Here is a 26,777-nt window from a genome sequence, read left to right as displayed (position 1 = left end):
CCCGAGTCGGACTAGATAAGGCCCATGTCAATCGCAGCCAAAGCCAACGCCCTATGGGAATACGCCAACCCGCGAAAGTTCCTCGCGACCAGCGAGCGTGTCCTGCCGTTCTTCTGGATCACTTCGGCGGCCTGTATCGTGGTCGGTCTGGTCTGGGGGTTCTTCTTCACGCCGGATGACTACAAGCAGGGCTCGACGGTCAAGATCATTTACCTGCACGTTCCGGCGGCGCTGATGGCGATCAATTGCTGGCTGATGATGCTGGCAACCTCGCTGGTCTGGCTGGTGCGGCGTCACCATGTCAGCGCGCTGGCCGCCCGGGCTGCGGCCCCTGTCGGCATCGTCATGACCCTGATCGCGCTGGCCACAGGCGCGATCTGGGGGCAACCGATGTGGGGCACCTGGTGGGCCTGGGACCCTCGCCTGACCTCGTTCCTGATCCTGTTCCTATTCTACCTGGGCTACGTCGCCCTGTGGGAAGCGATCGAGGACCCCGACACCGCAGCCGACCTGACCTCGGTCCTGTGTCTGGTGGGCTCGGTCTTTGCGATCCTCAGCCGTTACGCGGTAAATTTCTGGAATCAGGGCCTGCATCAGGGCGCGTCGGTCATGCGGGCCGGAGCCGTTACCGGCACGGATACCGAGGAAAAGGTCAGCAACATCTTCTTCTACCCGCTGCTGATCTGCATCATCGGCTTTGTATTGCTGTTCGTTGCGCTGGTCCTGTATCGCACCGGTACTGAAATTCGCGCGCGCCGGATCAAGGCGCTGCTGGCGCGGGAAAGGGTGGGCGGATGATCCCCGATCTTGGAAAATATGCGGACGCTGTCCTGTCGTCTTACGCGGCATCCATCCTCTTGCTGGTGGCGCTGGTCGCGTTCAGTATCATGCGCGGTCGCAAGGTGCGGGCCGAGATGGAGAAGGTCGAACAAAGGATTACGCGCAATGGTTAAAGTCTCACCCCTGATGATCGCGCCGCCGCTGATCTTCGGCGCATTCGCCGTTCTGGCGGGGATCGGGATGTTCCGCGATGACCCCAACGCGCTGCCGTCGGCCCGCGAAGGCCAGCCCGCACCGCCCGTTGTCCTGACCGAATTCCCCGGCAAGCAAATGTTTGACGACGCCACGCTGCGCGACGGAGAGGTCAAGCTGGTCAACTACTGGGCCAGCTGGTGCGCGCCCTGCCGCGCCGAACACCCCAACCTCGAGGCGCTGTCGCAGGAAGGTATCCCGGTCTACGGCATCAACTACAAAGACAAGCTGGACAACGCCGAAGGATTTCTGACCGAACTGGGCGATCCCTACGAGGCGATCGGCCGGGACGAGCAAGGGCGCATGGCACTGGACTGGGGTCTTTACGGCGTGCCCGAAACCTATGTGATCGACGGCCAAGGCACGGTCATCCTGCGCTTTGCCGGGCCGATCACCCAACGCGTCATCGAAAGCACGATCCGGCCTGCGCTGGAAAAGGCGGCGGGTGGCTGACGCCGCCGCCTGGCAAGATTAACTGCCGCCGGACATCACAGCAACTTCATTGGCGATTGCCGTACGTTTGGCGTTTGCGTCCTGACTGATCATGCCCGGTATCAGGAATGCATCAACAAGCATCCAGATCCCCAGTGGGATCAGCAGTGCAAGACCAACCACCAATGCGGCGGTTGCCCAGCCGACAACAAACAGGATCAGCATCGTAATCGCAGTGCCGGTGCGCCCAAGGTAAAAGCGGTGCCCACCAAGCCCGCCAAGAAAGAGCCAAAGCAAATAAGCGACGACCGTCGATTTCTTTTCGTTGCTCAAGCGTTGTTCGACCAGCATTTGCTGTTCGGTGGAAAGTGCCATTTAACGTACCCTTTTTAATTGAATTATTGGGTACGTATCACCCAAAGGGTGAATTCGGTAAAGTAACAAACCCCGCCATTGACAGGGTTTGTTGCGACTCAAAAAGGTGGTGCTGTTGCGTCAGTCCGCTTTCGCCAGATTCCTCAGCACATACTGCAGCACGCCACCGTTTTCGATGTATTCGATCTCGGGCGCGGTATCGATCCGGCATTTCAGGGTGATGGTCTTCTCGGTCCCATCGCCGTAGACGATGGTGCAGGGGACCTCTTGCAGCGGTTCTACCGAGTCCAGACCGTGGATCGAGACGGTTTCGTCCCCCTTCAGGCCCAGCGTCTTGCGGGTGTCGCCGCCGGTGAACTCGAACGGGATCACGCCCATGCCAACTAGGTTCGAGCGGTGGATACGCTCAAAGCTTTCGGCAATCACGGCCTTGACGCCCAACAGTGCGGTGCCCTTGGCAGCCCAGTCGCGCGAGGACCCCGCGCCATACTGCTCGCCGCCGAATACCACCAGCGGAGTGCCATTGGCCTGATGCGCCATCGACGCCTCATAGACCGAGGTCTGCTGACCGTCCGGACCCAAGGTATAGCCGCCTTCGACACCATCCAGCATCTCGTTCTTGACGCGGATATTGGCGAAAGTGCCACGCATCATGACCTCGTGGTTGCCGCGGCGCGAGCCGTAGGAGTTGAACTCGCGCGGCTGCACCTGACGGTCGGTCAGGTACTTTCCGGCCGGCGTGGTCGTCGCAAAGGACCCGGCGGGCGAGATGTGGTCGGTGGTGATCATATCGCCAAGGATCAGCAGAACCTTGGCCCCGTCGATATTCGAGATCGTGCCCGGCTCGGGCCCCATCCCCTGAAAATAGGGTGGGTTCTGGATATAGGTCGAGGTCGGCGGCCAGTCATAGGTCTCCTGTTGCGGAACATCGACGCTCTGCCATTTCTCGTCGCCTTTGAAGACGTCCGCGTATTTGGTCTGGAACGCCTCGCGGGTGACGGTTTCCTGAACCAGATCAGCGATTTCCTTCTGATTCGGCCAGATGTCTTTCATGTAGACATCATTGCCGTCCTTGTCCTGACCAATCGGTTCCGAGGTCAGGTCGATGTCCAGCGTCCCGGCCAGCGCGTAGACCACGACCAACGGCGGCGAGGCCAGATAGTTGGCGCGCACATCCGGTGAAATCCGGCCCTCGAAGTTCCGGTTGCCCGACAGAACCGAGGTGGCGACCAGATCGCCCTCAGCTATCGCATCGGAAATCTCGGCCTGAATCGGGCCGGAGTTGCCGATACAGGTGGTGCAGCCGTAGCCCACGAGGTTGAAGCCGATCTTGTCCAGATCGTCCTGCAGGCCCGCAGCCTCGAGATAAGCTGACACGACCTGCGATCCCGGTGCCAGCGAGGTTTTGACCCACGGTTTGCGATCCAGCCCCAGCGCGGCGGCTTTGCGCGCCACCAGACCCGCGCCGATCATCACATACGGGTTCGAGGTGTTTGTGCACGAGGTAATCGAGGCGATCACGACCTTGCCCGATTCCATCGTGTGATCCTCGCCTTTGACGGCGACTTCCTTGCCCATGGGGCGTTTGAAGGTTTCGGCCATCTCTTTGGTAAAGGCGGCCTTGGCGTCGGTCAGGGCGACATAGTCCTGCGGGCGTTTCGGGCCAGAGATCGCGGGAACGATAGTGCCCATGTCGAGGCTCAGGGTGTCCGTATAAACCGGCGCATAGTCCGCGCCGCGCCAGAAGCCGTTTTCCTTGGCATAGGCCTCGACCAGAGCAATCCGGTCTTCGTCGCGGCCGGTGTTGCGCATGTAGCGCAGGGTTTCACCGTCGATGGGGAAGAAACCGCAGGTCGCGCCGTATTCCGGTGCCATGTTGGCGATGGTCGCCCGGTCGGCGAGCGGCAGGCGGTCCAGACCTTCGCCGTAGAATTCGACGAATTTTCCAACAACACCCTTCTCACGCAGCATTTCCACGACCTTCAGCACAAGGTCTGTACCCGTGGTGCCTTCGACCATCGCACCTGTCAGTTCAAAGCCCACAACCTCGGGGATCAGCATCGAGATCGGCTGGCCCAGCATCGCGGCCTCAGCCTCGATCCCGCCGACACCCCAGCCCAGAACGGCCATGCCGTTGACCATGGTGGTGTGGCTGTCGGTGCCGACCAGCGTATCGGGATAGGCAACCTCTCCGCCGTTCTGGTCGGTGTCGGTCCAGACGGTCTGGGCCAGATATTCCAGGTTCACCTGATGGCAGATGCCGGTGCCCGGCGGCACAACGCGGAAATTGTTGAACGCGTTCTGGCCCCATTTCAGGAACTGGTAGCGTTCCATGTTACGTTCATATTCGCGATCCACGTTCATCTGGAATGCGCGCGGGTTGCCGAATTCGTCGATCATGACCGAGTGGTCGATGACCAGATCGACCGGGTTCAGCGGGTTGATCTTCTGCGCGTCGCCACCCAACCCTTTGATGCCGTCGCGCATCGCGGCCAGATCGACCACAGCCGGAACGCCGGTGAAATCCTGCATCAGAACGCGTGCAGGGCGGTATGCGATCTCGCGCGGGTTCTTGCCGCCATTGGCGGCCCATTCGCCGAACGCTTTGATGTCGTCGACCGAGACCGAGAACCCCTGATCCTCGAATCGCAGCATGTTTTCCAGAACGACTTTCAAAGCAGCGGGAAGTTTCGAGAAATCTCCCAGACCGGCTTCTTGCGCGGCGGGAATTGAATAATAATCGATCAATCTGCCATTTACATTCAGGCTGCGCCGAGCCCTGGCTGTATCGTGTCCAACTTTGATTGGCATCTAATGGCCTCCCTCTCAAATGACTTGGAACGCGGGATTCGCTGCACGTTATCTGTACCACGTTTGTGTTCGGTTCAAGCTTTGCGAGGGGGCTTCGGGTCGAAAACTGCATACCATTGTGCACAAATATGTTGCAGCAGGACGGATATGTCTCAAGAAACGTTGATTGGTGGTTGAACGGCAGAGTCAGTACACCTTGAAGCACTGAACCAAGCCGAGACCCATTATGCTGAAAGCCATTGCCACAGCGGCAGCCGCATCCCTGTTGTTTACCCTTCCGGCCACAGCCGAAGAGGATCCGGTCGTGATCGAGTTGTTCACCTCGCAGGGATGTTCGTCCTGTCCGCCTGCGGACGCGATCATGCATGATCTGGCACAGCGGGATGATGTGATCGGTCTGGCCCTGCATGTAGACTATTGGGACTATATCGGCTGGAAGGATGAATTTGCCGACCCCGATCACGCGATGCGGCAGCGCGCCTATGCGCGGCAGGGTGGGCGGTCGATGATCTATACGCCGCAGATGGTCATAAACGGCGAGCAGGATGTCGTTGGGGCAAAGGCGGGTGAGGTGAACCGCCTGATCGATGCCCATCTGACAGCCGCCGCCGAGGCCTATGTCACTGCGGTTCGGTCCGGCAACGATTTGACGGTGGATGTGACGCCGGTTGAAATGCCCGAGGGCGAAAGTTTTGACATCCGCGTCGTGCAGTATACCCCGATGCGCCATGCCTCGATCCGTCGGGGAGAGTTGGCGGGGCATGAGCTGGACTATGCCAATGTGGTTGAAAGCTGGCAGGTGGCCGGTCGATGGGATGGGGTGGCCCCGCAACAATTCTCGGCCACCTTGGCGTCGGACCTGCCGGCGGTTGTTCTGGTGCAGCGGGTCGGGCACGGGCCGATCGTGGCGGCCACGCGGGTCAAGTGATCAGGGCATGTCCTTGGGGTGCACGCCCAGCCCGTTCCAGCTTTTCCAGCGGCGGTGAATCCAGAACCATTGACCCATGTGCTGGCGGACCATCTTCTCAAGATCGTCATTGGTGAACTGAGTCATTGTCTTTGCGTCGGTGTGCGGAACCGGTTCATGCAGGACGATATCGAAATCGATGCCATTGGGTTGCCGCACCGCGTAGCACGGGATCAGCACGGCGTTGTATTTGATTGCCAACTCGGCATTCAAAACGGACGTGACCGCCGGTTTGCCGAAGAACATCAGCTCTTCACCGCCTTGGGCGTGCAGGTCCGAAACGATGGCGATAATGCCAGCTTTCTTCAGCGACCGGACCATTTCGACCATGCCCCGGCGGCCTTGTTCGAACATGGGCGCGCCGGTTTTGTAGAACGCTTCGACATAGGCATCGTTGAAATAGGGGTTGGCCATTCGGCGATAAAGGCAGCCGATCGGCTTGCCGGTGCGGGTTTGCAGGGCGACGCGGGCCGCCAGGTAGTGGCCGAAATGGGCTGTGATCATCATGATCGGGCGGCCTTCGGCGACAGCAGCGTCAAAAGCCTCGACCCCCGGACCGGACACTTTGGCGGTGCTTTGGCGCTTGGTGAAATCCTCGGGCGAGAAATGTTCCATGATCGCGCGCCCGGCATTGTCGGGAACCGCGCGGCAGATGCGTTTGACCTCGGCCTCGGGCAGGTCAGGGCAGGTGAGTTTCAGGTTCCGCCGCACCCGGTTGGTGAAGCCGATCAGAGGGGTCACACCGCGCGCCAGCGCACCCATCGTTGCGATGCGCCGTTCGTAGGGCAGCAGACGCATTGCGCCGATCAGCCCTTTCAGGAACAAACTGGTGGCATAGTACTTTCCAAGCTCAAACCGGCTGAGCTCCGACTTTTCGACGGGCATAAAGGCGTCTCACCGCGTGTTGCGAATTGTTGGCCCAGACATACAACCCGTCGCTTTCAACCTCAAGCGCGCATCGAGGGCGGAGGGAGTAACGGGCCGATACGCCGGGTTTTGTTAAACGTCTTCCTCCTCGGTTTCGGGTTCGATCAGGGTGATCGCGCCTTCGCCGGCCAAATTCTGAATCGCGGTTACGATCTGTGTCATCGCGTCCTCGGCCTCGGCCCGTTTGACACGGCCGCGCTCACCCATCTCCTCGCGCAGGTTATCCGCCATGCGCGAGGAGATGTTGGACAGCACAAACTCGACCGAGGCCTGGTCATCCTCGGCAGCGGCACCGGCCAGGGCGGTGATCAGAACGGGTTGTTCAACTTCGCGAAGGATCGCGGGTACGTCACGGGGCGCAATGCGTGTTGCGATATGGGCGAAAGTAAACAGCGACTGGCGCACCACGCTGGCAAAATCGGCATCCTCTTCGTCAAGCGCATCCAACAAGCCATCCCGGGTCGAGGCGGCAGACTGGTTCAGGATCGCGCCGACCCGCGCGCCTGGGTCGTCGGCAAAGGCCTGAGCGGGGCGTTGATCCAGTTGCGCGGCCAGAGACCAGCCAATGCGTTCGACTGCATCGGGCGTGACATTTGCGGTTTTGGAAACAGCATAGGTGATCCGCCGCGCCACCGGGCCGGGCAGGTGGCCCAGCATCTGCGCCGCTTTGGCCGTGTCCAGTTTGGATAGCATCACCGCCGCGACCTCGGTGCTTTCGGCCTGTGCCATCGCGGCCAGATCCTCGACCCTGATATCGCGCAATCGCTGCCATGGATCGCCGATCTGGCGCACCCCGGCCACTTTGCGCAGGCGGGCGGCGGTGGTTGGTGCGATCTTGCCGTTCACCGCGTCCAGCGCCCCGGCCAGCCCGTGGGGAAATGCCAATCCGACACTGTCGAGCGCATCGCCGAATTCCCGCGCCACCGCATCAAGCGTCACGCGGTCCACCAGACTCATTTGCCCAAGCTGGTGGGTCAGTTTTTCCTGCAGATCGTCGGGCAGCTCTTCCAGCGGAATATCCGCGCCTTCGTTCAACAGAAGACGCACGACAACGGCGGCCTTTTCCCGGTTGTTCAATGCCCGGGCAACGACACGCGGCGCGTCATCCGCCGGATCGGCGACCGGCGCGGATTGCCCCGGTGCCATTTGTATCAATGCGTTTGAATCCTGCATCTGCCTGTGGTGCCAAAACTCTGTTCCACAGGCAGATTAGGGGGAATCGGGTAAAGAAAGACTGAAGCCTAGTAGCTATAGGTCAGACCCGTTCTGATCGCCTCACGCAAAGAGGCTTCGGCCCAGGTGCCTTCACCGCCACGGGCCTTGATCTCGCGCCATTGCGCGATGGCCAGATCGGTTTTGCCCTCGGACACAAAGCCCTGGCCCATATAGCTGCGCGCCAGAATATTGTCGGGGTTCTTGTCGATGGCGTTCTGGTAGAACACATTCGCCATCTCGAGCTCACCCATTTTGCGATAGGTGAAGCCCCAATAGGTCAGAACGCGGTCGTCATTCTGGTCCATGATGCGCAGAATGTCCTGCGCGTTTTCGAACTGCCCGTCATAGGCCAGTTCGCGCATCGCGTCATAGAGTTGATCTTCGGTGAAATTGGTCTTGTTCGGCTTCACGCACCGCCCGCGGTCTTTGTCATAAACGCGCCCGAACAGACACTTTTTGGTGGTGTTGGTGGGCTTGGGCGGGTTGCTGTCACCACCTGCGGCGTGAACATAAGGGGCAAAGGCAAAGGCTTGGAAGGCAATTGCAGAAGCTAAAATGAGGCGCATTATACTACTCCGGTCTCAGGGCTGCTTTTAGAAATCATAGTGTGATCTTCAGAAAAGCTAACACCCGCCCGGTCGCGTTTATTCACATGCAGGACAGAAAAATGTCAGCTATTGACAATTTTCATGCAGGTTTGGCTTTCGCTGTCCCAGAACGAGCCGGGCGCGCAGGACTGGGTTTGTTTGGAATGCCCGCTGCAGGCGATGCCTGCGGACGCCACACAGATCAAGGCGAATGAGCAGAGAATGGTACGGACCATGGTGCCTCTCCGATAAGAAATCTGATCTGAGAATACCTGATTTCAGACCATCTGGCAAAAGAACAAGGCCCGGGCTGCGTGCAGCGGCCCGGGCCATTGGATCGGTCTGGTATTGCTGGCCTTTTATTCGCCGAACACGCGCGCGAAGATCGTATCGACGTGCTTGGTGTGATAGCCGAGGTCGAATTTCTCTTCGATCTCTGCGGGGCTCAGCGCGGCTGTGACATCCGCGTCGGCCAGCAGTTCCTCTTTGAAATCGGTGCGGTGTTCCCAAACCTTCAGCGCGTTGCGCTGGACCATAGCATAGGCATCTTCGCGGCTGACACCGGCCTGGGTCAGCGCCAGCAGCACCCGCTGGCTCATCACAAGGCCGGGGAACTTGTTCATGTTCTCGATCATGTTCTCGGGGAAGATCAGCATCTTGTCGATCACACCGGTCAGGCGGGCCAGCGCAAAATCCAGCGTGATAGTAGCGTCCGGCCCGATCATACGCTCGACCGAGGAATGCGAGATATCGCGCTCGTGCCAGAGCGCCACGTTCTCCATCGCCGGGATCACTGCGGCGCGGACCATGCGGGCCAGCCCGGTCAGGTTCTCGGTCAGCACCGGGTTCTTCTTGTGCGGCATGGCCGAGGAGCCCTTTTGACCCATCGAGAAGAATTCGGCCCCCTCCAGCACCTCGGTCCGTTGCATGTGGCGGATTTCTATGGCGATGTTTTCGATGCTGCTGGCGATGACGCCCAGCGTGGCAAAGAATGCCGCGTGGCGGTCGCGGGGGATGACCTGCGTGCTGATCGGTTCGGGCACCAGACCCAGCTTGTCGCAGACATGTTCCTCGACCTGCGGGTCGATATTGGCAAATGTGCCGACCGCGCCGCTGATGGCGCCGGTGGCGATCTCGGCCCGGGCGTCGCGCATCCGGGACAGGTTGCGGTCCATCTCGGCATAGAAGCGCGCGAAGGTCAGGCCCATGGTGGTGGGCTCGGCATGAATGCCGTGGCTGCGGCCGATGCGGATGGTGTCCTTATGTTCGATCGCGCGGCGTTTCAGGGCGGCCAGCAAGCCTTCGAGATCGGCAATCAGCAGATCGGCGGCGCGGGTCAGTTGCACGTTCAGGCAGGTGTCCAGCACATCCGAAGAGGTCATGCCCTGATGCACGAACCGCGCCTCTTCGCTGCCCACATGTTCGGCCAGATGGGTCAGAAAGGCGATGACGTCGTGCTTGGTCACGGCCTCGATCTCATCGATGCGGGCCACGTCAAACTCCGCATCCTTGGCTTTCCACACGGCCTCGGCATTCTCGCGCGGGATGACGCCCAGATCCGCCATGGCGTCGCAGGCATGCGCCTCAATCTCGTACCAGATGCGGAACTTGGATTCGGGCGACCAGATGGCGACCATGTCGGGGCGGGAATAGCGTGGAATCATTGGCAGCGGCACCTTATTGTGATTTGGCAAGAGGCGATGCGGCGGGGTTTAAACCCGCGCAGGCCAACGAACAAGGCGCGAGTGCGAATATGAGACGGTTTGCCCTGATTTTGGCCCTGTGGCCCGGAGGTTTGGCAGCAGCGGAGTTCACGCAGCTGACCGGCGAGGAAATCCTGACGGCACTGTCCGGTAAGCGGCTGGACTATGGGCAGGGCGTGTCGCAAACCTTCGATGAACATATGTCGACGCAGTATTTCTCGGGCGGTCCCAGCTCGGGCAGATGGGCTGTGCGGGGGGACCGCTATTGCTCGCAATGGCCGCCATCTGACATCTGGGCCTGCTATGACGTATTGCAGAGCGGCGACACGATCCGTTTTGTCGGTGATGGTGGCGATATCACGGACGGGACCTATTCCGAGTGAGTTTGCCGAGCCAAATCTCGGACTTCATCGGCACGTGGGACGTGAAACGCACTATCCGCGACGCCAGGGCCGGCCACACCGTCATGGCCGAGGGTCACGCCCGGTTGAGCGCGGGGCAGGACGGGTTGATCTACGATGAGGACGTCACGCTGCATCTGCCGGGTCAGCCTGCGATCAAGGGCACGCGGCGGTACCAGTGGCACGATGCGGGCGATATGGTTGCCGTTCACTTCGACGACGGGCGGTTTTTTCACAATCTGAAGCTTGGCCTGCCGCATGCGGCGGATCACCATGATTGCCCGCCGGACAGCTATGATGCATTATACGACTTTACGGATTGGCCGCGCTGGAGCGTCCGCTGGACAGTTTCCGGACCGCGAAAATCCTATGAAATGGAGACAGATTACCGGCTGCGATAGCGCAATCTGCTTGCGGTCGCGGCGTAGTGCAGGCAATGCTGCGCCCGCAAAGCCGTTGGAATGTGGAGAAACAAAAATGCAAACGAATGTTCTGGCCGAAGCAATCGGCCCGCGCGAAGGTACCGCGCTGCGCGTTAAACAGGTTGTTCTGGTCGCTCTGGGGATTCTGGCGCTGGCCGTCGCCGCCAAGATCAAGGTTCCGATGTGGCCGGTTCCGATCACCATGGGTACCTTTGCCGTTCTGACCATCGGCACGGCCTATGGCGCGCGTCTGGGCCTTGTCACCATGCTGGGCTATCTGCTGATCGGTGCGCTGGGGTTTGACGTGTTCGCAAACTCCTCGGCTGAAAAATTCGGTCTGACCTACATGATGGGCGGCAGTGGCGGCTATTTGGTGGGCTACCTGCTGGCGACCGTTCTGCTGGGCGCGCTGGCGGCTCGCGGCTGGGACCGCTCGGCCGGCAAGCTGGCGCTTGCGCTGCTGCTGGCCAATGCTCTGATCTATGTGCCGGGCGTGTTGTGGCTGGGCCATGTGCTTGGCTGGGATCAGCCGATTCTGAAATGGGGTCTGACCAACTTCCTTGTGGGCGATGCACTCAAGCTGGCCCTGGCCGCACTGATGATCCCCGCGCTGTGGAAACTGGTGGGCGACGCCCGTACCTGATTGGCTTTATGCCAGAGGCATTTGACCCGCGCCGGGGAAGCTCCCGGCGCGGGTTTTTTGTTGTCCTGTCAAACGCGTACTGGACAAAGCTGCAGGTCCGCGTTCAATCTGATGGCAGAGAAACCATCAGGCTATTGAGATATGCGTATTTTATTGGGCTCAGCCCTTGCTGCCTGCGCGAGTTTGTGGATGTGGGGCGCGGAACCGGCCGCGGCAGAGACTCCGGTCACATACACCGACGAAGGGCGCGCGCTGTTTCGCTTTTCCGTACCGGACTTCTGGCTGCTGCGCACCGGAGGCCCGCGCGAGATCGAAGATACCGAACTGGGTGACGCCCGCGCCGTGGCGCGGGTGATGGGGTTCCGACCGGTGACGGACGAAAAGGTGTGGATGGGTTTTGTCTCACCCGCAGGCGTTGCGTCCATTAGGGACGCGGTGCGATACCTTGAAGATATTGATAAATTCCTTGTTAAGGATCCGACCGTCACCAGCACCAGCGACACAAGGATCGGCGGTCTGCCCGCACGTGTGTTCCGGGGCACCGGCAGCCGTGACGGGCGGGGCGTGAATTTCACCGCGACGGTGATCGACCTGCCCAACAATCGGGTGGCTGTTGCGGTTGTCATCCTGCTTGATGGGGCCGACCCGGCCTATGTGGACGATGTGAATGATGTGTTCGCGTCGTTCCGGTCCCTGCAGTGACGGAGGCGCATATGACCCGCAAACTCATCAAACGGTCGGTTCTGGCGCTGGGTCTCGGCGCGGCGAGCTTCACTCTGTCCGCCTGTGAGGGCGTGACGGTCGGGGTCGGCTACGGCTATGACCCGTTTTACGACTCGATGCTGTGGAACGATTATTACCATGATGTCGACATTGATGTGGATCGTCCGAACAGACCGGGGCGTCCTCCGGTAGGTAAGCCGCCTGCGCGACCGAAGCCGCCGATCGCAAAGCCGCCAGCGCGGCCCCGTCCGCCGGTTGCGCGCCCGCCTGCGGCCCGACCGCCGATCCACCGGCCCGCACCGAGGCGGCGCTGACACCGCAGCAGCCTCTGAACCGTCAGGGGCTGCCTGTGTTCAGTCCAGCAACTCGGTGGTGATCTGCGCGGTGCCTTCCAGTGTGCGGTGCACCGGGCATTTGTCTGCGATCTCCAGCAACCGGTCCCGTTGTTCCTGATCCAGCGGACCTTCCAGCCGGATCTTGCGGCGGAACTGGTCCACCTTGCCTTCGCTTGCCAGCCCCGCATCCTGCGCGTGCACCTTGTCGTGGCAGATATCGACCGTGATGCCGGTCAGCGGCCACTTTTTCCGCCTTGCATACATGCGGATGGTCATCGATGTGCAGGCCCCCAAACCGGCCGAGACAAACCCGTAGGGCGACATGCCCTTGTCGGTACCGCCATATGAGGCAGGCTCATCGGCCACCGAATGATGGCGCGGCCCGGCCTGAATGTCCTGCAGGAAACCGTCCGGGCCAGCTTCGGTGACGCGGATGATGCCCTCGGGCGCGCCGGGGGGCGGGGCCGGGGGGCACAGGGTCACATAGCGCGTCACCCATGCCGCGATGACGTCAGCGGCATATTCAGCGTCCGAGGCGCGGGTGATCAGGTGGTCGGCATCGTCCAGCGTGACAAAGCTTTTGGGATGTTTGGCGGCCAGAAAGATGGTGCTGGCGTTGTCGATGCTGACAGTTTCATCAAGGGGGGCGTGCAGGATCAGCAGAGCCGCCTTGAGCTCGGCAATCGCCGGTGTCAGCGCCGCCTCGGCGATGTCGTCCACGAAGGCTTTGCCGATGCGGAATGGGCGACCGCCCAGAGAAACCTCGGCGCTGCCATCCTGCTGAATCTGCGGCAGGGCTTCTGTAAAATGATGCGACACATGGCCGGGATCGGCAGGCGCGCCCAGGGTCACAACCGCCTTGACCGACGGAATGCCAGCCCGCGCGCGCAGGACGGCGGCACCGCCCAGCGAATGCCCGATCAGCAGCGCAGGTGCCATGTTCCGACCCGCAAGGTATTGCGCGGCGGCGATCAGATCCTCGACATTCGAGGTAAAGGTCGTATTGGCGAATTCCCCCTTGGAATGGCCCAGACCGGTGAAGTCGAAACGCAAAACGGCAATGCCCATGGCCGCCAGCCGGGCCGAGATGCGCCGCGCCGCCGGGATGTCCTTGGAGCAGGTAAAGCAATGCGCGAACAACGCCGTTGCCAGCACCGGCCCATCCGGAAGATCCAGCCGTGCCGCCAGTTGGCTGCCGTCATGTCCGGCAAAAGTGATGCGTTCCGTGGGCATGTCGGCTCCTTCGGTTGCTGGGGGGATGCCCCTGATATTGTGTGCATCCGCGTGGTGTCACAACCCTTATGTCATCTGCGTCACGTGAAGGTGAGTAATTTCGATTAATCGATATTGGTGATAAATAACCCAACAAACATTCGTTTTCATTATTTTAATCTTTCGCCCATATCAGTGCCATGGACAAATCATAGGAGGCCGCCATGGCACATACAGCAACAAACCCCCAAGTCTCTTCAGCCCATAGCGGGACCCTGATTGCCATCGTTCTGGCTTCGGTGATGGGCTTCGCGCTGGGTCAGGCCTGGCCCGCGACGGGGTACTCGCCGCAGCCGCAGATTGTGTCAGAGATCGAGGATTGGCACGGCAATGTGCGGCGGTCCAACTGGTCGCAATAACCGTGCCTTATTCCAGACCCATCAGTTGCGGGTCAAACGGGTACCTGGTCAGGTTCTCATAGCCATCCTCGGTGATGAGGACCTGATCTTCGAGCTTGATCGAGAAATCTCCGCCAACCTCGCCCACTGCGGCTTCGACACACAGAACCATTCCGGGTTCCAGCGGATAATCATAGGCCCCGGCGACCGCCTTATCCGGATAAGCCACCAGCGGCCATTCATCACACAAACCGACACCGTGCATCAGGCAGCCGTATTTCTGCGCCTGAAACTTGTCGTCCAGCCTGTGGGTGTTTGCCGTCAGTTCCGGGATCATGACGCCGGGTTTCAGCATCTCCATATTCGTCATGATATGCTCGTGCGCGTGCTGCATGGCATAGATCATATCAGGGCGGGGCTTTTGGTCCCCGATCCACCAGGTGCGTGAGATATCGACGCAAATACCGTAAGACCCGATCAGGTCGGTATCGAAAGCAATGATTTCGTTTTGCTGTGTGATGCGCGGGCCGCATTCCTGAAACCACGGGTTGGTGCGCTGGCCCGAAGCCAGCAGCCGGGTCTCGATCCACTCGCCGCCCCGCCGGATGTTTTCGGCGTGCAGCACAGCCCAGATATCATCTTCCGTGGTCTTGCCGTCACCGACATTGGCGCGCGCGAACCTCTCCATCTCGGCCACGGCGGTTTCGCAGGCGTGGCTGGCGCATCGCATCGCAAGTATCTCGTCAGGGCCTTTGACGGCGCGTGATTTTTCGGTGACTTCTTCGCCTTCCATCACCTCGAAGCCCTGAGCCTCCAATGCGCGCAGCCCGTGCAGCATGATCTTGTCGACGGCCAGACGTTTGTTGCCGCCGCCATGTTCATCTATCAGAATGCGGATTTCGTTCGACAGGGCATCGGCGGCCACGTCTACCTTGTCGCCACGGTCGAAATAGAACAGATCCGCGCCCGAACGCTGTTCGCGCACCAGCGGATTGAATTTGGACAGGAACGGAGAGTTCTTGTAATCCCAGATCACCATGTACCCGTCGGCACACAGCAGCACCGCCCGGAACGGGTTATGCGTGTTCCAAAGCTGCATGTTGGTGCTGTCGGTCGCATAGCGGATGTTCAGCGGGTCGAACATCAGCAGCCCGCCGTAACCCCGATCGACAATAGCCTGTGTCAGCCGCTTCCAGCGAAACTCGCGCATCCGGTCGAGATTGGGCAGGTCCAGCCCGGCCGCAGACCATTCGTCAAACGCCAGTTGAGTCGGACCGATCTCGATCCGGTCATTGTCGTTTGGGGTGCCGTCGCCGAGTGTTGCGCCTCGGGTCGGGTCGATCTTTCGGGTATCCCGGTAATGGTGATTCACGGCTTGGCTCCCTGCTTGCGTGATCAGCCTGCGGAATCATCGGTTTCCCGTCTCAGTGATTTGCGACGACGCAATTGTCGCTTTTTGACCGACATTTGCACGATCGGATGATAGGCCGGGCGCATGACCATTCTGCAGACAGCCATTCCCTACGATCCGCTCGACCGGCGCGCGCTGCCGGGGATTCAGCCCGTCACGATGGACAACTGGCTGCATCGGGATGAGGCATTTGCGGGCCAGATGCAGCGCCGGGAAACCCTGTTGGCCGGCCACCGCAAGGATGTTTTGGCGTTGAGCCCCGATGCCGAACCTGCGGCGCGGGAACTGTTGGACCTGGTTCTGGCCCGAACCTATCCGGGGATGGCCGAGCAGGTCGTACGGCCAGACGGGGTGTCCGTTGCCATTGACCGAGATCGCCCCTTGGACACGCTGTGCAAACTGGTTCAAGAGGATTTCTGCATTCTGCAAAAGACCGGCGATGAACATGTGCTGACAGGCGCGATCCTGTGTTTTCCCGCCAGTTGGCAACTGTCTGAAAAGTTCATGCGCCCGCTGGTGGATATTCACGTGCCGGTAGACAGTTATGACGACAACATAGCCCGGCGGGTGCAGCGCCTGTTCGACGGTATCCAGCCGGGCCGTCCGCTGTGGCGGTTCAACACGCTTTGGTACAACGACGCCGAGCTGTTCCAGCCGCGCAGCGCCAATGATCGGCGGGTTGCCGTTGATCCCGACACCGCCAGGTACCTGCGCAGTGAACGCCAGACCTTGCTGCGCCTGCCCGGGACGCGCGCCGTTGTGTTCTCGATCCACACTTACATTCTGGACGCTGGCCATGTGCCAAAAACGGAAAACCCCGCCTGACGGCGGGGCCTCCTAGGAGGGTCTTCAGTAATTCTGTTAGTGCCCGAGCATCCCTGCAACGCCCGCAAATGCATTGCTGGTGTTCAGGCCGACGATAGCCACGGAAAAGACAAGCACCTGCGTGTTCAGGCGGAAGTCTTCACCGCGCAGAAGGTTCACCGCGGCCATCGACAGGGCAATCGGGGTGGATACACTGGCGATGACACCGGTCATGCACCAAGTGCCAAGGCGCAGAACATCGCTGGGTCTGTCACCGTCGTCATCCGACCGGGCAGGGGTGGCGGACACCGGATCAGTATCGGCTGAGCGGAAAGCGATGCTGAGCAGCTGCTCGTCCGTCAACTGGATCGGTCGGGCTTCCGGCGCGTCTGCCTCGGCTGTGGATTCGCCGGGCGCGGCCACGGTCAGCCCGGCGAATTGGCCGGTCACGGATTGGAAAATCTGCTTTCTGTCGCGCGGTTTTCTGGAGGCCAGAGTGTCAAAGGCGCTCATGAACTGTTCGACCGTCAGGACCGTGTGCGGCGACAGCCATTCGACGCGCCGCGTGGTGCAGATATCGACCATGCGGTACAGAACGACCACCAGCATCAGTTCCGAAATCTCGCTGTCATCCAGAAGCGGCGAGACGGGTGTGAGCGTAATCACCAGCCGGTTGCGTGGCGTGCTGACACTGGGACGGGTCAGGGTTTTCAGACCGGCGGCGCGATCCATGCGCTCGTGCCGGTTCTCGGCTTTCTCGGCCTCAGAGGTCAGGGACAGGCGCACCAGATACTGGCTGGATACGATGCTGGCCTCAGTCTGGCTGAGCAGGGCTTTCCGCTCGACCAAATGACCGTAGTCTTCCAGTGTTGCCGCGACGATGGTTCCGAACCGCTCGATCGCGCCTTCGGTGCCCCCGTCAAATTGCAGGCCGCCATGGTAGCTTTGCTTCCGAGACACAGCTCTGTCCTCTGTTGCATTCCGTCTGACACCACAACCTAGCGACCCATCTGGGGGAGAATTTGACGAAAATGCAAAAAAAAGAAATTTTCTGACGATTGATTACGTATTGGAAACCAAGGAAATCCGGCTTTTTTCGCACACTATGGCGACAATGTGGCCAAATTGGGCTGTCACGATGTTGGCGGCAAGGCGCGGCTAGCCATCGATTCGGGCTGCCATAATTGCGATGGATTGCTGGTAGACCGAGGCCGCGTTCCACTGCTGGATCACCGCAAAGTTGGGCTGACCGGGCTGATACCCGCGACCGGGCTTCCAGCCTTTCTTCCGCAGAAAATTCGCGGTCGAGGCCATCGCGTCGGTCATGTTGTAAAAGTCCACGCGGCGATCCCCGGTGGCATCGACCCCATAGGTCAGCGCATTGCCGGGCAGGAATTGGGTATGGCCCAACTCGCCATGTTTCGCCCCCTTTGTCGCCATAGTGATACTGCCCTGATCAACCAGTTTCAGTGCCCCAATTGCGTGCGGAATAAAGAACTCGGATCGGCGACAATCGTAGGCCAGTGTTGTGATTGCGGAAACAACCTGACTGTCGCCCATGAAGTTCCCAAAGCCCGTTTCCATCCCGTGGATGGCAATCAGAACGCCGGCGGGAACCCCATATTGCCGTTCAAGCGCGGCATAGAATTCGGGATTGCGCGCCTTGCGCTTGCGGCCCTGCGCAACAATCGTATCCGCGCCGCGAATGCGCATGAACTTGTTCAGCGAATACTTGAAGCTTTTCTGGTTCCGGTCTGCGGCAATGGTCCGTGTTGCGTATTGCGTCTGGGCCAGCGCCTGCAGGCCCTTCTTTTTCACACCGGCTTTGCGCGCCTGTTTGGCAAAGTCCTTCTTCCATGTCTCGAACCCGCTGCTGGTGTTGCCGCATTGCGCCGCAAGCCCGGCAGAGGCAAATGTCACCGCAAGGGCGGCAAGGGGGCCAACAAGACGTTTCATGAACCGCTCTTTCCTTGTTCCTTTGAGCGCTAGGATAGCTGGCCCGATTGCCGCAAAGAAGAGAATTCCCGTCGTGTCGTGAAATTGGCTTTGCGCTGCAACCGGGCCGATACACAGGACAGCCGGACCCTTGACGCCTGTTTCGCGCAGCGTGTTCAATAAAGTGCATTCAGGTTTCATATTCCAAGGCGGTTCACACATGAGCAAGGATGAGAACAGGCGCTGGTGGGTGCTGGGGGCCATGGGCGCAATTCTTGGCGTCATCCTGCTGGATGAAACCGTGGTGGGTGTGGCCTTGCCCACGATCCAGAAAGACATCGGGCTGAGCGATCTGGGCGCGCATTGGGTGGTCAGTATCTACCTGCTGGTCCTCGCGGCGCTGGCCGGAGCCGCCGGGCGGTTGGGCGACACGGTTGGCACACGGACGCTGGTTGTCATTGGCCTGCTGCTGTTTGGCCTGTCTTCGATGGCGGCTGGATTTGCCAATAGCGGTACGGCCATCGTTTTTGCCCGCGCGGTGCAGGGCGTCGGGGCCGCGATTATCTTCCCGCTTTCGCTGGTTCTGGTGTCGATGTCGTTCGAGGACAAAGATCGCGGCATGGCGCTGGGCATATATGGCGCGATTGGCACCAGTTTTCTGGCGCTTGGTCCCGTCGTGGGTGGTTTGCTGACGGACTATCTGTCCTGGCGCTGGATCTTCTGGATCAATCCGCCCATCGTTCTGATCGTCGCCCTGATCACCTGGATCTACTGGCGTGACCCGCCGCACCGGGAAGAGCCCGCCTTTGACTGGGCCGGGTTGCTGCTGCTGGTCGGCGGGCTGGGCCTGACCGTTTTCGGCATCATGGAGGGGCCAGAGCGAGGCTGGGATCGGATCGACGTGCTTGGACCGTTGATTCTGGGCGTGCTGATGCTGGGTATTCTGGTGCCGATGGAGTTGCGGGTGCCCGCGCCCCTGATCGCCATGCGGCTGTTTTCCAACGGCACCTTTGCGGCGTCGAACATGATCGTCCTGCTGGCCCAGTTCGTCAAAATCGCAACCTTCGTGTTTGGCGCGATGTATTTCCAAAGGGTCAGCGGGCTGTCCCCGCTGATGGCGGGTGTCGCGCTGCTGCCCGCCGTTGTTCCTCCCGTCCTGACCGCGGCCATCGCGGGCAAGGCGGCGGACACCTATGGAACCCGCCTGCCATCCCTGCTTGGCGTACTGGGGACTCTGGTTGGGTTGGTCGCAATGGCAATCGGGATGGGAGTTGGTGTCAACCTGCTGGTCTATGCAGGTCTGCTGTTCTCGGGCGTCGCGATTTCGTTCCTGTTCGTGCCGCCGCAGCGTGCGGTCATGATGTCTGTCCCTCCGGGGATGCAAGGGCAGGCCGGGGGGATCGTGCTGAGCAGCCAGCTGTTGGGCGGCACATTCGGTATGGCGATCTGCAGCACTGTCTATGCCATGTCCGGGTCGTTTGCGGTCGTGTTCTGGGTTACGGCGGCGGTCTCGGCCGTGATCCTGATCTATGCTCATTTCGCGTTGGAACAGTCCGATCCCGGCGCGATGGAGCAAACAAAAAAAGGGCGCCCCGAAGGACGCCCCTGATTTTTGACCTCGCAGGGCTGGATTAGCAGCTGTAGTACATGCCGTATTCAACCGGGTGCGGGGTGTGCTCGTAGGTTTCGACCTCTTCCATCTTCAGCGCGATGTAGCCGTCGATCTGGTCTTTGGTGAACACGTCGCCCTGCAGCAGGAAGTCGTGATCGGATGCCAGAGCTTCCAGAGCCTCACGCAGCGAGCCGCAGACGGTCGGAATGTCTGCCAGTTCTTCGGCAGGCAGATCGTACAGATTCTTGTCCATGGCTTCGCCCGGATCGATCTTGTTCTTGATGCCGTCCAGACCGGCCATCAGCAGCGCGGCAAACGCCAGATAGGGGTTTGCAGCCGGGTCGGGGAAACGGGCCTCGACGCGCTTGGCTTTCGGGCTTTCGGTCCACGGAATACGGACACAACCCGAACGGTTGCGGGCCGAATAGGCGCGCAGAACGGGGGCTTCGAAACCGGGGATCAGACGCTTGTAGCTGTTGGTCGACGGGTTGGTGAAAGCGTTCAGGGTTTTTGCGTGTTTCAGAACACCGCCGATGAACCACAGCGCCTCGTCCGACAGGTCAGCATATTTGTCGCCTGCGAACAGCGGCTTGCCGTCCTTCCAGATCGACATGTTCACGTGCATGCCGGTGCCATTGTCGCCCGCGATGGGCTTCGGCATGAAGGTCGCCGATTTGCCATATGCGTGCGCAACGTTGTGGATGACGTATTTGTACTTCTGCAGTTCGTCGGCCTGTTTGGTCAGGCTGTCGAAAATCAGACCCAACTCGTGCTGGCACGAGGCAACCTCGTGGTGGTGCTTGTCGACCTTCATGCCAAGGCGCTTCATCGTCGACAGCATTTCCGAACGCAGGTCCTGCGCTTCGTCAACCGGGTTTACAGGGAAGTAACCGCCCTTGACGCCCGGACGGTGGCCCATGTTGCCCATCTCGTACTCGGTGTCGGTGTTCCACGACGCGTCGGTTGCATCAACTTCGTAGGATACCTTGTTGATACTGTTCGAAAACCGGACGTCATCGAACAGGAAGAACTCGGCCTCGGGGCCGAAGAAAGCTGCGTCGCCGATACCCGAAGATTTCAGGTAGGCTTCCGCTTTTTGCGCGGTGCCACGCGGGTCACGCTCATACGCCTCACCAGTGTCTGGCTCGACAACCGAGCAGTGCAGGCAGATGGTCTTTTCCGCGTAGAACGGATCGACATAGGCGCTGTCGGTATCCGGCATCAGTTTCATGTCAGATGCTTCGATCGACTTCCATCCGGCGATCGACGATCCGTCGAACATGAAGCCTTCCTCAAGGAAATCCTCGTCAACCTGATCGGCCATGATGGTGACGTGCTGAAGCTTGCCGCGCGGGTCGGTAAAGCGGATGTCAACGTAATCAGCGCCTTCGTCCTGGATCAGCTTAAGAACTGCGTCCTTGCTCATACTCACTATTCCTCTGATTTGAGTGTTCTGTTACAGCGCGTCCGAGCCGGTCTCGCCGGTGCGGATGCGGATGGCTTGTTCGACAGGCGAGACGAAGATTTTGCCGTCGCCAATTTTATCTGTCTTCGCCGCGGACACGATTGCATCAATGGCAGCATCGACCTGATCGTCGTCCAGAACGACCTCGACCTTCACCTTGGGCAGGAAGTCGACCACATATTCCGCACCGCGATACAGTTCGGTGTGACCTTTCTGACGGCCAAACCCCTTGACCTCGATCACGCTCAGACCCTGGACGCCGACGTCCTGCAAGGCCTCTTTCACCTCATCGAGTTTGAACGGCTTGATGATCGCTTCGATCTTCTTCATCCCGGGCTCCCTTTAGCTCTTGTCAGGATGGCAGTGACCACGTCTAAGATCGGGCGGCAATCTGAATGCGAAATTGGCCGCGCCGTGGTGCGGAGAAAACAGGCGGTGGGTTAAATTTTGATCGATTTGCACAAAAAGTAATCAGAATTGAATCGCCTAAGGAATTTGAGATGACGGAATTGCTGACAGCCGCGCAGATGCGGGCCATCGAACAGGCCGCAATCGAGTCTGGTGAGGTAACCGGGTTGGAGTTGATGGAGCGGGCCGGGCGAGGTGTCGTCGAGGCGGTTTTCGAGGAGTGGCCGGAGTTGCAGCGGGGGCCAGCCCCCGCACCCCCGGAGTATTTTCAAAAAGATGAAGAGGGGCCGCTGCGTGCCGTGGTACTATGCGGTCCCGGGAACAATGGCGGAGACGGATTTGTGGTCGCGCGGTTGCTGCGCGAGTTGGGTTGGGAAGTGGAGGTTTTTTTGTATGGCGATCCGGAGAAGCTGCCGCCGGATGCGCGGGTGAATTATGAGCGGTGGTGTGAAGCAGGGGTTGTTCAACTCTGGTCCGCATCTGCTGTCGCTGACCTGTCTGGGCGCGATCTGTACGTGGACGCGGTATTCGGGGCGGGACTGACGCGGGCTCCGGCGGCGGAGATTCTGGAACCGTTGGTGCAGTTATACGTGGCGGGCGAAACTTTTGGCCGCATGGTTTGCGTTGATGCGCCGACCGGTCTTTGCATGGACAGTGGCCGTGCCTTGAGTGCTGGGTTTGGTGCAGTACATGGTTTTCTGACCGTCACCTTTCATCGGATGCGCTTGGGGCAGTTCCTTAAGGATGGACCACAGTATTGCGGAGCGCTGCGAAGTGTCGATATCGGGTTGGACGGCGTGGGTGGCAGCAGCGTCGGGCTGATTGAAACTGGTCTGATCGCGTCGCTGCAAAAGGAGGGAGAGGAGCACAAATACACCCACGGCCACGCCCTGATCCTTTCGGGTGGCCCGGCAAAAACCGGCGCAGCGCGTCTGGCGGCGCGGGGGGCGTTGCGGATCGGTGCGGGGCTGGTGACCTTAGGCGTGTCTCCTGCTGCGCAGCTTGAGGTGGCGGCGCAGGTGACAGCCGTTATGTTGCAGCGGGTTGAGGGGGCGGATGGTCTGGCCAGCGTACTTTCGGACGAACGGTTGAATGCCTTGTGCCTCGGGCCCGGTTTGGGGTTGGAGCGGGCGCGGGAACTGGTGCCAGTCGCCCTTGAGGCCAAGCGCGCGACGGTGTTGGACGCTGACGCGCTGACGGCGTTTGCGGATGAGCCCGACGCCCTGTTTGCGCAACTGCATGAGAACTGCGTTTTGACCCCGCATGGTGGGGAATTTGCGCGGCTGTTTCCGGATACTGCAGAGAAGCTGGCAGTCGTGCCGACCAAAGGGCCAGCCTATTCCAAGGTGGATGCCACGCGTGAGGCTGCCGAAAGGGCGGGGTGCGTGGTTCTGTTCAAGGGGCCGAACACGGTGATTGCCGCACCGGACGGGCGGTGCTCGGTCAACGCGGCATTTTATGAACGCGCGGCCCCGTGGCTGGCCACGGCAGGGTCAGGTGATGTGCTGGCGGGGTTCATCACCGGACTGCTTGCGCGCGGGTTCAGCCCGATGCAGGCGGCGGAAACCGCCGCGTGGCTGCATGTGGAATGTGCGCGGAGCTTTGGGCCGGGTCTGATTGCCGAGGATTTGCCCGAGCAACTACCATCCGTCTTGCGGAAGATAGAAGCCTGAACGCCTTGCCGGTTGGAAGGTAGACTGGGCCCGTTCACCATTATTTTTGGCCAAAAGCCGGGCAAAACAAAGCGGATTGAACAGTTGCCCCTTGCACGCGGGGGGCTGGGCAAATAGAAGGCCTCAAATTTGCCCGGCGCGCCGTTTTGCGCGCCCCGAATCCTATGGGGACTACCATAATGCAGGTTACCGAGACGCTGAACGAAGGTCTGAAACGCGGCTACAACATCACCGTTACCGCGGCTGAGCTGGACGAGAAGGTCAATGAGAAACTGACCGAAGCGCAGCCCGAAGTCGAGATGAAGGGGTTCCGCAAAGGCAAGGTGCCGATGGCGCTGCTGAAAAAGCAGTTTGGCCAGCGCCTGCTGGGTGAAGCGATGCAGGAATCCATCGACGGCGCGATGAACAAGCACTTTGAGGACAGCGGCGAGCGTCCGGCCCTGCAGCCCGAGGTCAAGATGACCAACGAGGACTGGAAAGAAGGCGACGATGTCGAGGTCGCGATGTCCTATGAGGCGCTGCCGGAAATCCCCGAGGTGGACCTGAAATCGGTCGAGCTGGAAAAGCTGATCGTCAAGGCAGACGATGCGGCGGTCGAAGAAGCGCTGAACAATCTTGCCGAAACCGCGCAGGACTTCAAAGTGCGCCGCAAGGGGTCGAAAGCCAAGGACGGCGACCAGATCGTGTTCGACTTTGTCGGCAAGGTTGACGGCGAAGAGTTCGAAGGCGGCTCGGCCGAGGATTACCCGCTGGTTCTGGGCTCGAACAGCTTCATCCCCGGTTTTGAAGAGCAACTGGTTGGTGTGAAGGCCGAGGAAGAAAAAGACGTCAACGTGACCTTCCCCGAAGAATACGGCGCCGAGCATCTGGCCGGTAAAGACGCCGTGTTCACCTGCACCATAAAAGAGGTGAAGGAACCGGTTGCAGCCGAGGTCAATGACGATCTGGCCATGAAATTTGGTGCCGAGGATCTGGCCGCGCTCAAGACGCAGATTTCCGAGCGTCTGGAAGCCGAATACGCAGGTGCCTCGCGCGCGGTGATGAAGCGTGCGCTGCTGGATGTGCTGGACGAGAAGGTTTCGTTCGACCTGCCGCCGTCACTGGTGGAGGCCGAGGCCAAGCAGATCGCGCATCAGCTGTGGCACGAGGAAAACCCCGAGGTTGAAGGCCACGACCACGCCGAGGTCGAGCCCACCGAAGAGCACACCAAACTGGCGGAACGCCGCGTGCGTCTGGGCCTGCTGCTGGCGGAACTGGGCCAGAAGGCCGAGGTCGAAGTTTCGGACGCCGAAATGACTCAGGCGATCATGAACCAGGCGCGTCAGTACCCGGGTCAGGAACGTCAGTTCTTTGAGTTCGTGCAGCAGAATGCCCAGATGCAGCAGCAACTGCGCGCGCCGCTCTTTGAAGACAAAGTTGTGGACTATGTGTTCGAACTGGCACAGGTCGCAGACAAGGAAGTCAGCAAGGACGATCTGCAAAAAGCCGTTGAGGCACTGGAAGAGGAGTAATCCTCTTCCGCCCCTTATGGTGGGGGCAAAATAAAACGGAGCCACCGGGAATTCGGTGGCTCCGCTAGGGTGGCTTTTCTCTATGAGGTGAGGGGGTCAGGCCTCATGAGCAAAAGCACGGGGGGTCTGCAATAAAGCGGTCTTCTGTTCGGGCGTGAAGGTGTCGGTCAGCGCCTCGATCAGTTTCAGGACATCCTGCCGTTCCGCCTCGGTCCGCGCCGCGCTCATCTGCTCGACAAAGTACTTTTCGAGGTCGGTAAGCGGTTTGTGGTCCCGGTTGGCGGGGCTGATTTCTGCGGCTCTCTTGGAATTGAACAATTCCAGCGCAGTTTCTTCTTCCAGGAATACATCCTCGTGAATGCCTGCGAAGTCGCGGACGGCCGAGATACGTTCTTCGGTACAATCCAGCAGGGCGGCCAGAGCGGCAACTTTGCCCATCGGGACTGTTTTCCCGACATAGTCATAAGGTGCACAGGCCGACCGTTTCAGGACGCGGTCCATGACCGGGTCAATGACGGTGATGATGTCCTGAATGCCCGAGTTGCGGGCATATTCAAGCGAACCGATCATCAGTTCGCAGGTGGCGTACGAAACCGAGTTTTTCTCTTTCCCGCGTGTGAGGCGCTGGGTGTCGACGCAGAACCGGGTGGATTCCCACATGGTTGCGCTGCGCAAAGGTGCTTCGCCGTCAAGAATGGCCGAGAATACGTCGGACAGCATGTGCGGTCCGGTGGTCTGGAGGGCACGCACGGCTGCGACGACATTCCCCCCGTCGTCGAGGCCGATTACATATGCCGGGTCCAGATGGTCGAATTCATCGATCTCTTTGCCGTCTTCGATTTTGACGTCCCAGCCAAGGCGACCGCCAAATACTCGTGCTCTCAACTCGTACATCTCGTCAAGAACGTCGCTGAACATGTGTTTGTTCAGGCCATCTACCACGATGATCATTTCTACCCCCTTCGAGTGGTTGTTCGGTAAACCAGACGTTACCGGCTTGGGGGAGAATTTCTATTGGGGGTTTCCCGTATTTTGACGGAATTCGGCCAATTTTGTGTTTAACCTGGGGTAATAAGCCCAATTGCCACTGCGCGCCCGACGGCCTGCGGGGTGGTGAGTGCACTAAGCTTTTCCCGGCTGGAACGCAAGTGAACTTCTACGGTGCGGTGTGAGATCGACAAAATATCGCCGATATCCTGCTGGGATTTGCCCGCCGCGACCCATTGCAGGATCTCTGCCTCGCGCGTCGAGAGGGTCGGATGGTACAGGGCACCGGTCAAATCGTCCGAGGAGACGACGTTGTCGTGAATATGCACCGCCATCGACTGCAGGTCGGCAATCACGTGGGTAAAGAGCTTTTTCCACTCTTCCTTGCTGCATTCCCGTGTGGCGCTCAGCAAGCCGATATCACCATAAGGTCCGCGCACGGGAATTGTGACACCCTGACTGGGAAGGCCAAAATCATGGGCATCCCTGAAAACGCGCTGAAAATCGGGGCTGCGCTCGAGACGGCTCCAATCCACGGGGGCGATACTACGACGCGCCATGTGAATGGTCGGGTCGATCATGATCAGGCCCTGATTCTGGTAGTGTTCTTTCCAGGCATCGTCGTAGGTGACGTAGCCGGCCACAGTCCCCGCTGCGGGGTTCATACCGGCATAGGCTGCATGGTCCATGTCATGCTTTTCGCAGACCTGGTGAAGAAACTCGGTATATCGAGTTTCTGAATCCGGCAGAGTGCTCAGATCGAAGATTTCCATGCGCGCCTACCAGCT

The 26,777-nt window shown here is 60.0% G+C and carries 28 protein-coding genes; 14 read left to right on the top strand and 14 right to left on the bottom strand.

Annotated elements, in window-relative coordinates; translation table 11 throughout:
* The first annotated feature begins 24 nt into the window (after positions 1–24).
* Genes ACR0K1_RS03915 through ACR0K1_RS03905 form a run of 3 tightly spaced genes read left to right on the top strand, consistent with a single transcriptional unit; the run spans position 25 to position 1,485 of the window.
* Positions 25–798, top strand: coding sequence for a heme ABC transporter permease (locus tag ACR0K1_RS03915; protein ID WP_480613653.1), 774 nt, complete (start codon positions 25–27; stop codon positions 796–798).
* Complete coding sequence (ccmD, locus tag ACR0K1_RS03910; RefSeq protein WP_480613655.1) at positions 795–953, top strand: heme exporter protein CcmD; 159 nt, start codon at positions 795–797, stop codon at positions 951–953. Before ACR0K1_RS03915 ends, ccmD begins: the two co-directional genes overlap by 4 nt.
* A complete protein-coding gene (locus ACR0K1_RS03905; protein ID WP_480613657.1) occupies positions 946–1,485 on the top strand; it encodes a DsbE family thiol:disulfide interchange protein in 540 nt (179 codons plus the stop codon). The genes ccmD and ACR0K1_RS03905 overlap by 8 nt, the downstream gene beginning before the upstream one ends.
* Before the next feature lie 18 nt (positions 1,486–1,503).
* On the opposite strand, the gene ACR0K1_RS03900 is transcribed toward ACR0K1_RS03905, so the two are convergent.
* Positions 1,504–1,839 (bottom strand): TM2 domain-containing protein, encoded by a 336-nt coding sequence (locus ACR0K1_RS03900; protein ID WP_480613659.1) that lies wholly within the window; start codon positions 1,837–1,839, stop codon positions 1,504–1,506.
* A 120-nt stretch (positions 1,840–1,959) separates the two neighbouring features.
* The gene (gene acnA / locus ACR0K1_RS03895; protein ID WP_480613661.1) at positions 1,960–4,650 is read right to left on the bottom strand and encodes an aconitate hydratase AcnA; all 2,691 of its coding nucleotides are present in this window, start codon (positions 4,648–4,650) and stop codon (positions 1,960–1,962) included.
* A 226-nt stretch (positions 4,651–4,876) separates the two neighbouring features.
* On the opposite strand from acnA, the gene ACR0K1_RS03890 reads away from it, so the two are divergent.
* Positions 4,877–5,578 carry a DUF1223 domain-containing protein gene (locus ACR0K1_RS03890; RefSeq protein WP_480613662.1) on the top strand — a complete coding sequence of 234 codons (702 nt, stop codon included), beginning with the start codon at positions 4,877–4,879 and terminating at the stop codon, positions 5,576–5,578.
* On the opposite strand, the gene ACR0K1_RS03885 is transcribed toward ACR0K1_RS03890, so the two are convergent.
* The 4 genes from ACR0K1_RS03885 to purB all read right to left on the bottom strand — a co-directional run bounded on the left by ACR0K1_RS03885 (position 5,579) and on the right by purB (position 10,010).
* Positions 5,579–6,502 carry a lysophospholipid acyltransferase family protein gene (locus ACR0K1_RS03885; RefSeq protein WP_480613664.1) on the bottom strand — a complete coding sequence of 308 codons (924 nt, stop codon included), beginning with the start codon at positions 6,500–6,502 and terminating at the stop codon, positions 5,579–5,581.
* Between the two features lie 114 nt (positions 6,503–6,616).
* Entirely contained in the window at positions 6,617–7,717 is a 1,101-nt protein-coding gene (locus tag ACR0K1_RS03880) for a flagellar motor switch protein FliG (RefSeq protein WP_480848838.1), read from the bottom strand.
* A gap of 68 nt (positions 7,718–7,785) precedes the next feature.
* Positions 7,786–8,325, bottom strand: coding sequence for a tetratricopeptide repeat protein (locus ACR0K1_RS03875; protein ID WP_480613668.1), 540 nt, complete (start codon positions 8,323–8,325; stop codon positions 7,786–7,788).
* A gap of 380 nt (positions 8,326–8,705) precedes the next feature.
* Entirely contained in the window at positions 8,706–10,010 is a 1,305-nt protein-coding gene (gene purB / locus ACR0K1_RS03870) for an adenylosuccinate lyase (RefSeq protein WP_480848835.1), read from the bottom strand.
* Between the two features lie 89 nt (positions 10,011–10,099).
* Between purB and ACR0K1_RS03865 the strand changes: the two genes are divergently transcribed.
* From ACR0K1_RS03865 to ACR0K1_RS03845, 5 genes are all read left to right on the top strand, one after another.
* The gene (locus tag ACR0K1_RS03865; protein WP_480613672.1) at positions 10,100–10,432 is read left to right on the top strand and encodes a hypothetical protein; all 333 of its coding nucleotides are present in this window, start codon (positions 10,100–10,102) and stop codon (positions 10,430–10,432) included.
* Positions 10,429–10,851 (top strand): DUF6314 family protein, encoded by a 423-nt coding sequence (locus ACR0K1_RS03860; RefSeq protein ID WP_480848833.1) that lies wholly within the window; start codon positions 10,429–10,431, stop codon positions 10,849–10,851. Before ACR0K1_RS03865 ends, ACR0K1_RS03860 begins: the two co-directional genes overlap by 4 nt.
* Positions 10,852–10,927: 76 nt before the next feature.
* Positions 10,928–11,515: a biotin transporter BioY gene (locus ACR0K1_RS03855; RefSeq protein ID WP_480613676.1), complete on the top strand. Its 588-nt coding sequence runs from the start codon at positions 10,928–10,930 to the stop codon at positions 11,513–11,515.
* 189 nt (positions 11,516–11,704) lie between these two features.
* On the top strand, positions 11,705–12,217 hold the full coding sequence (locus ACR0K1_RS03850) for a hypothetical protein (RefSeq protein ID WP_480848830.1): 513 nt from the start codon (positions 11,705–11,707) through the stop codon (positions 12,215–12,217).
* Positions 12,218–12,228: 11 nt separating this feature from the next.
* Positions 12,229–12,552 (top strand): hypothetical protein, encoded by a 324-nt coding sequence (locus ACR0K1_RS03845; RefSeq protein ID WP_480613680.1) that lies wholly within the window; start codon positions 12,229–12,231, stop codon positions 12,550–12,552.
* Positions 12,553–12,591: 39 nt separating this feature from the next.
* Here the strand turns inward: ACR0K1_RS03845 and ACR0K1_RS03840 are convergent, their stop codons facing one another.
* The gene (locus ACR0K1_RS03840; protein WP_480613682.1) at positions 12,592–13,806 is read right to left on the bottom strand and encodes a bifunctional alpha/beta hydrolase/OsmC family protein; all 1,215 of its coding nucleotides are present in this window, start codon (positions 13,804–13,806) and stop codon (positions 12,592–12,594) included.
* A 203-nt stretch (positions 13,807–14,009) separates the two neighbouring features.
* On the opposite strand from ACR0K1_RS03840, the gene ACR0K1_RS03835 reads away from it, so the two are divergent.
* Positions 14,010–14,204: a hypothetical protein gene (locus ACR0K1_RS03835; RefSeq protein ID WP_480613684.1), complete on the top strand. Its 195-nt coding sequence runs from the start codon at positions 14,010–14,012 to the stop codon at positions 14,202–14,204.
* A gap of 7 nt (positions 14,205–14,211) precedes the next feature.
* Here the strand turns inward: ACR0K1_RS03835 and dddP are convergent, their stop codons facing one another.
* Positions 14,212–15,555 carry a dimethylsulfonioproprionate lyase DddP gene (gene dddP, locus ACR0K1_RS03830; RefSeq protein WP_480613686.1) on the bottom strand — a complete coding sequence of 448 codons (1,344 nt, stop codon included), beginning with the start codon at positions 15,553–15,555 and terminating at the stop codon, positions 14,212–14,214.
* A gap of 123 nt (positions 15,556–15,678) precedes the next feature.
* Between dddP and ACR0K1_RS03825 the strand changes: the two genes are divergently transcribed.
* A complete protein-coding gene (locus ACR0K1_RS03825) occupies positions 15,679–16,419 on the top strand; it encodes a heme-dependent oxidative N-demethylase family protein (RefSeq protein WP_480613688.1) in 741 nt (246 codons plus the stop codon).
* Between the two features lie 36 nt (positions 16,420–16,455).
* Here the strand turns inward: ACR0K1_RS03825 and ACR0K1_RS03820 are convergent, their stop codons facing one another.
* Positions 16,456–17,358, bottom strand: a complete 903-nt coding sequence (locus tag ACR0K1_RS03820; protein ID WP_480613690.1) for a hypothetical protein — start codon at positions 17,356–17,358, stop codon at positions 16,456–16,458.
* A 198-nt stretch (positions 17,359–17,556) separates the two neighbouring features.
* On the bottom strand, positions 17,557–18,354 hold the full coding sequence (locus ACR0K1_RS03815; RefSeq protein ID WP_480613692.1) for a lytic murein transglycosylase: 798 nt from the start codon (positions 18,352–18,354) through the stop codon (positions 17,557–17,559).
* A gap of 199 nt (positions 18,355–18,553) precedes the next feature.
* On the opposite strand from ACR0K1_RS03815, the gene ACR0K1_RS03810 reads away from it, so the two are divergent.
* Positions 18,554–19,942, top strand: coding sequence for an MFS transporter (locus ACR0K1_RS03810; RefSeq protein WP_480613694.1), 1,389 nt, complete (start codon positions 18,554–18,556; stop codon positions 19,940–19,942).
* Between the two features lie 22 nt (positions 19,943–19,964).
* Here the strand turns inward: ACR0K1_RS03810 and glnA are convergent, their stop codons facing one another.
* Together glnA and ACR0K1_RS03800 are read right to left on the bottom strand one after the other, a co-directional pair.
* On the bottom strand, positions 19,965–21,371 hold the full coding sequence (gene glnA, locus ACR0K1_RS03805) for a type I glutamate--ammonia ligase (RefSeq protein ID WP_480613696.1): 1,407 nt from the start codon (positions 21,369–21,371) through the stop codon (positions 19,965–19,967).
* Positions 21,372–21,401: 30 nt separating this feature from the next.
* Complete coding sequence (locus ACR0K1_RS03800) at positions 21,402–21,740, bottom strand: P-II family nitrogen regulator (RefSeq protein WP_170472761.1); 339 nt, start codon at positions 21,738–21,740, stop codon at positions 21,402–21,404.
* 170 nt (positions 21,741–21,910) lie between these two features.
* Here ACR0K1_RS03800 and ACR0K1_RS03795 point away from each other — a divergent pair, with 170 nt between their 5' ends.
* The gene (locus ACR0K1_RS03795; RefSeq protein ID WP_480613698.1) at positions 21,911–23,491 is read left to right on the top strand and encodes an NAD(P)H-hydrate dehydratase; all 1,581 of its coding nucleotides are present in this window, start codon (positions 21,911–21,913) and stop codon (positions 23,489–23,491) included.
* 179 nt (positions 23,492–23,670) lie between these two features.
* Complete coding sequence (gene tig, locus ACR0K1_RS03790) at positions 23,671–25,002, top strand: trigger factor (protein WP_480613940.1); 1,332 nt, start codon at positions 23,671–23,673, stop codon at positions 25,000–25,002.
* A 96-nt stretch (positions 25,003–25,098) separates the two neighbouring features.
* Here the strand turns inward: tig and ACR0K1_RS03785 are convergent, their stop codons facing one another.
* Together ACR0K1_RS03785 and ACR0K1_RS03780 are read right to left on the bottom strand one after the other, a co-directional pair.
* Positions 25,099–25,953 carry an acyl-homoserine-lactone synthase gene (locus ACR0K1_RS03785; protein WP_480613700.1) on the bottom strand — a complete coding sequence of 285 codons (855 nt, stop codon included), beginning with the start codon at positions 25,951–25,953 and terminating at the stop codon, positions 25,099–25,101.
* A gap of 107 nt (positions 25,954–26,060) precedes the next feature.
* On the bottom strand, positions 26,061–26,762 hold the full coding sequence (locus ACR0K1_RS03780; protein ID WP_480613702.1) for an autoinducer binding domain-containing protein: 702 nt from the start codon (positions 26,760–26,762) through the stop codon (positions 26,061–26,063).
* Positions 26,763–26,777 lie beyond the last annotated feature (15 nt).

The organism is Ruegeria sp. F5 (assembly GCF_056533845.1).
The sequence above is the reverse complement of the archived record's forward strand: the minus strand, read 5'-3'. Positions and strand labels throughout refer to the sequence as shown.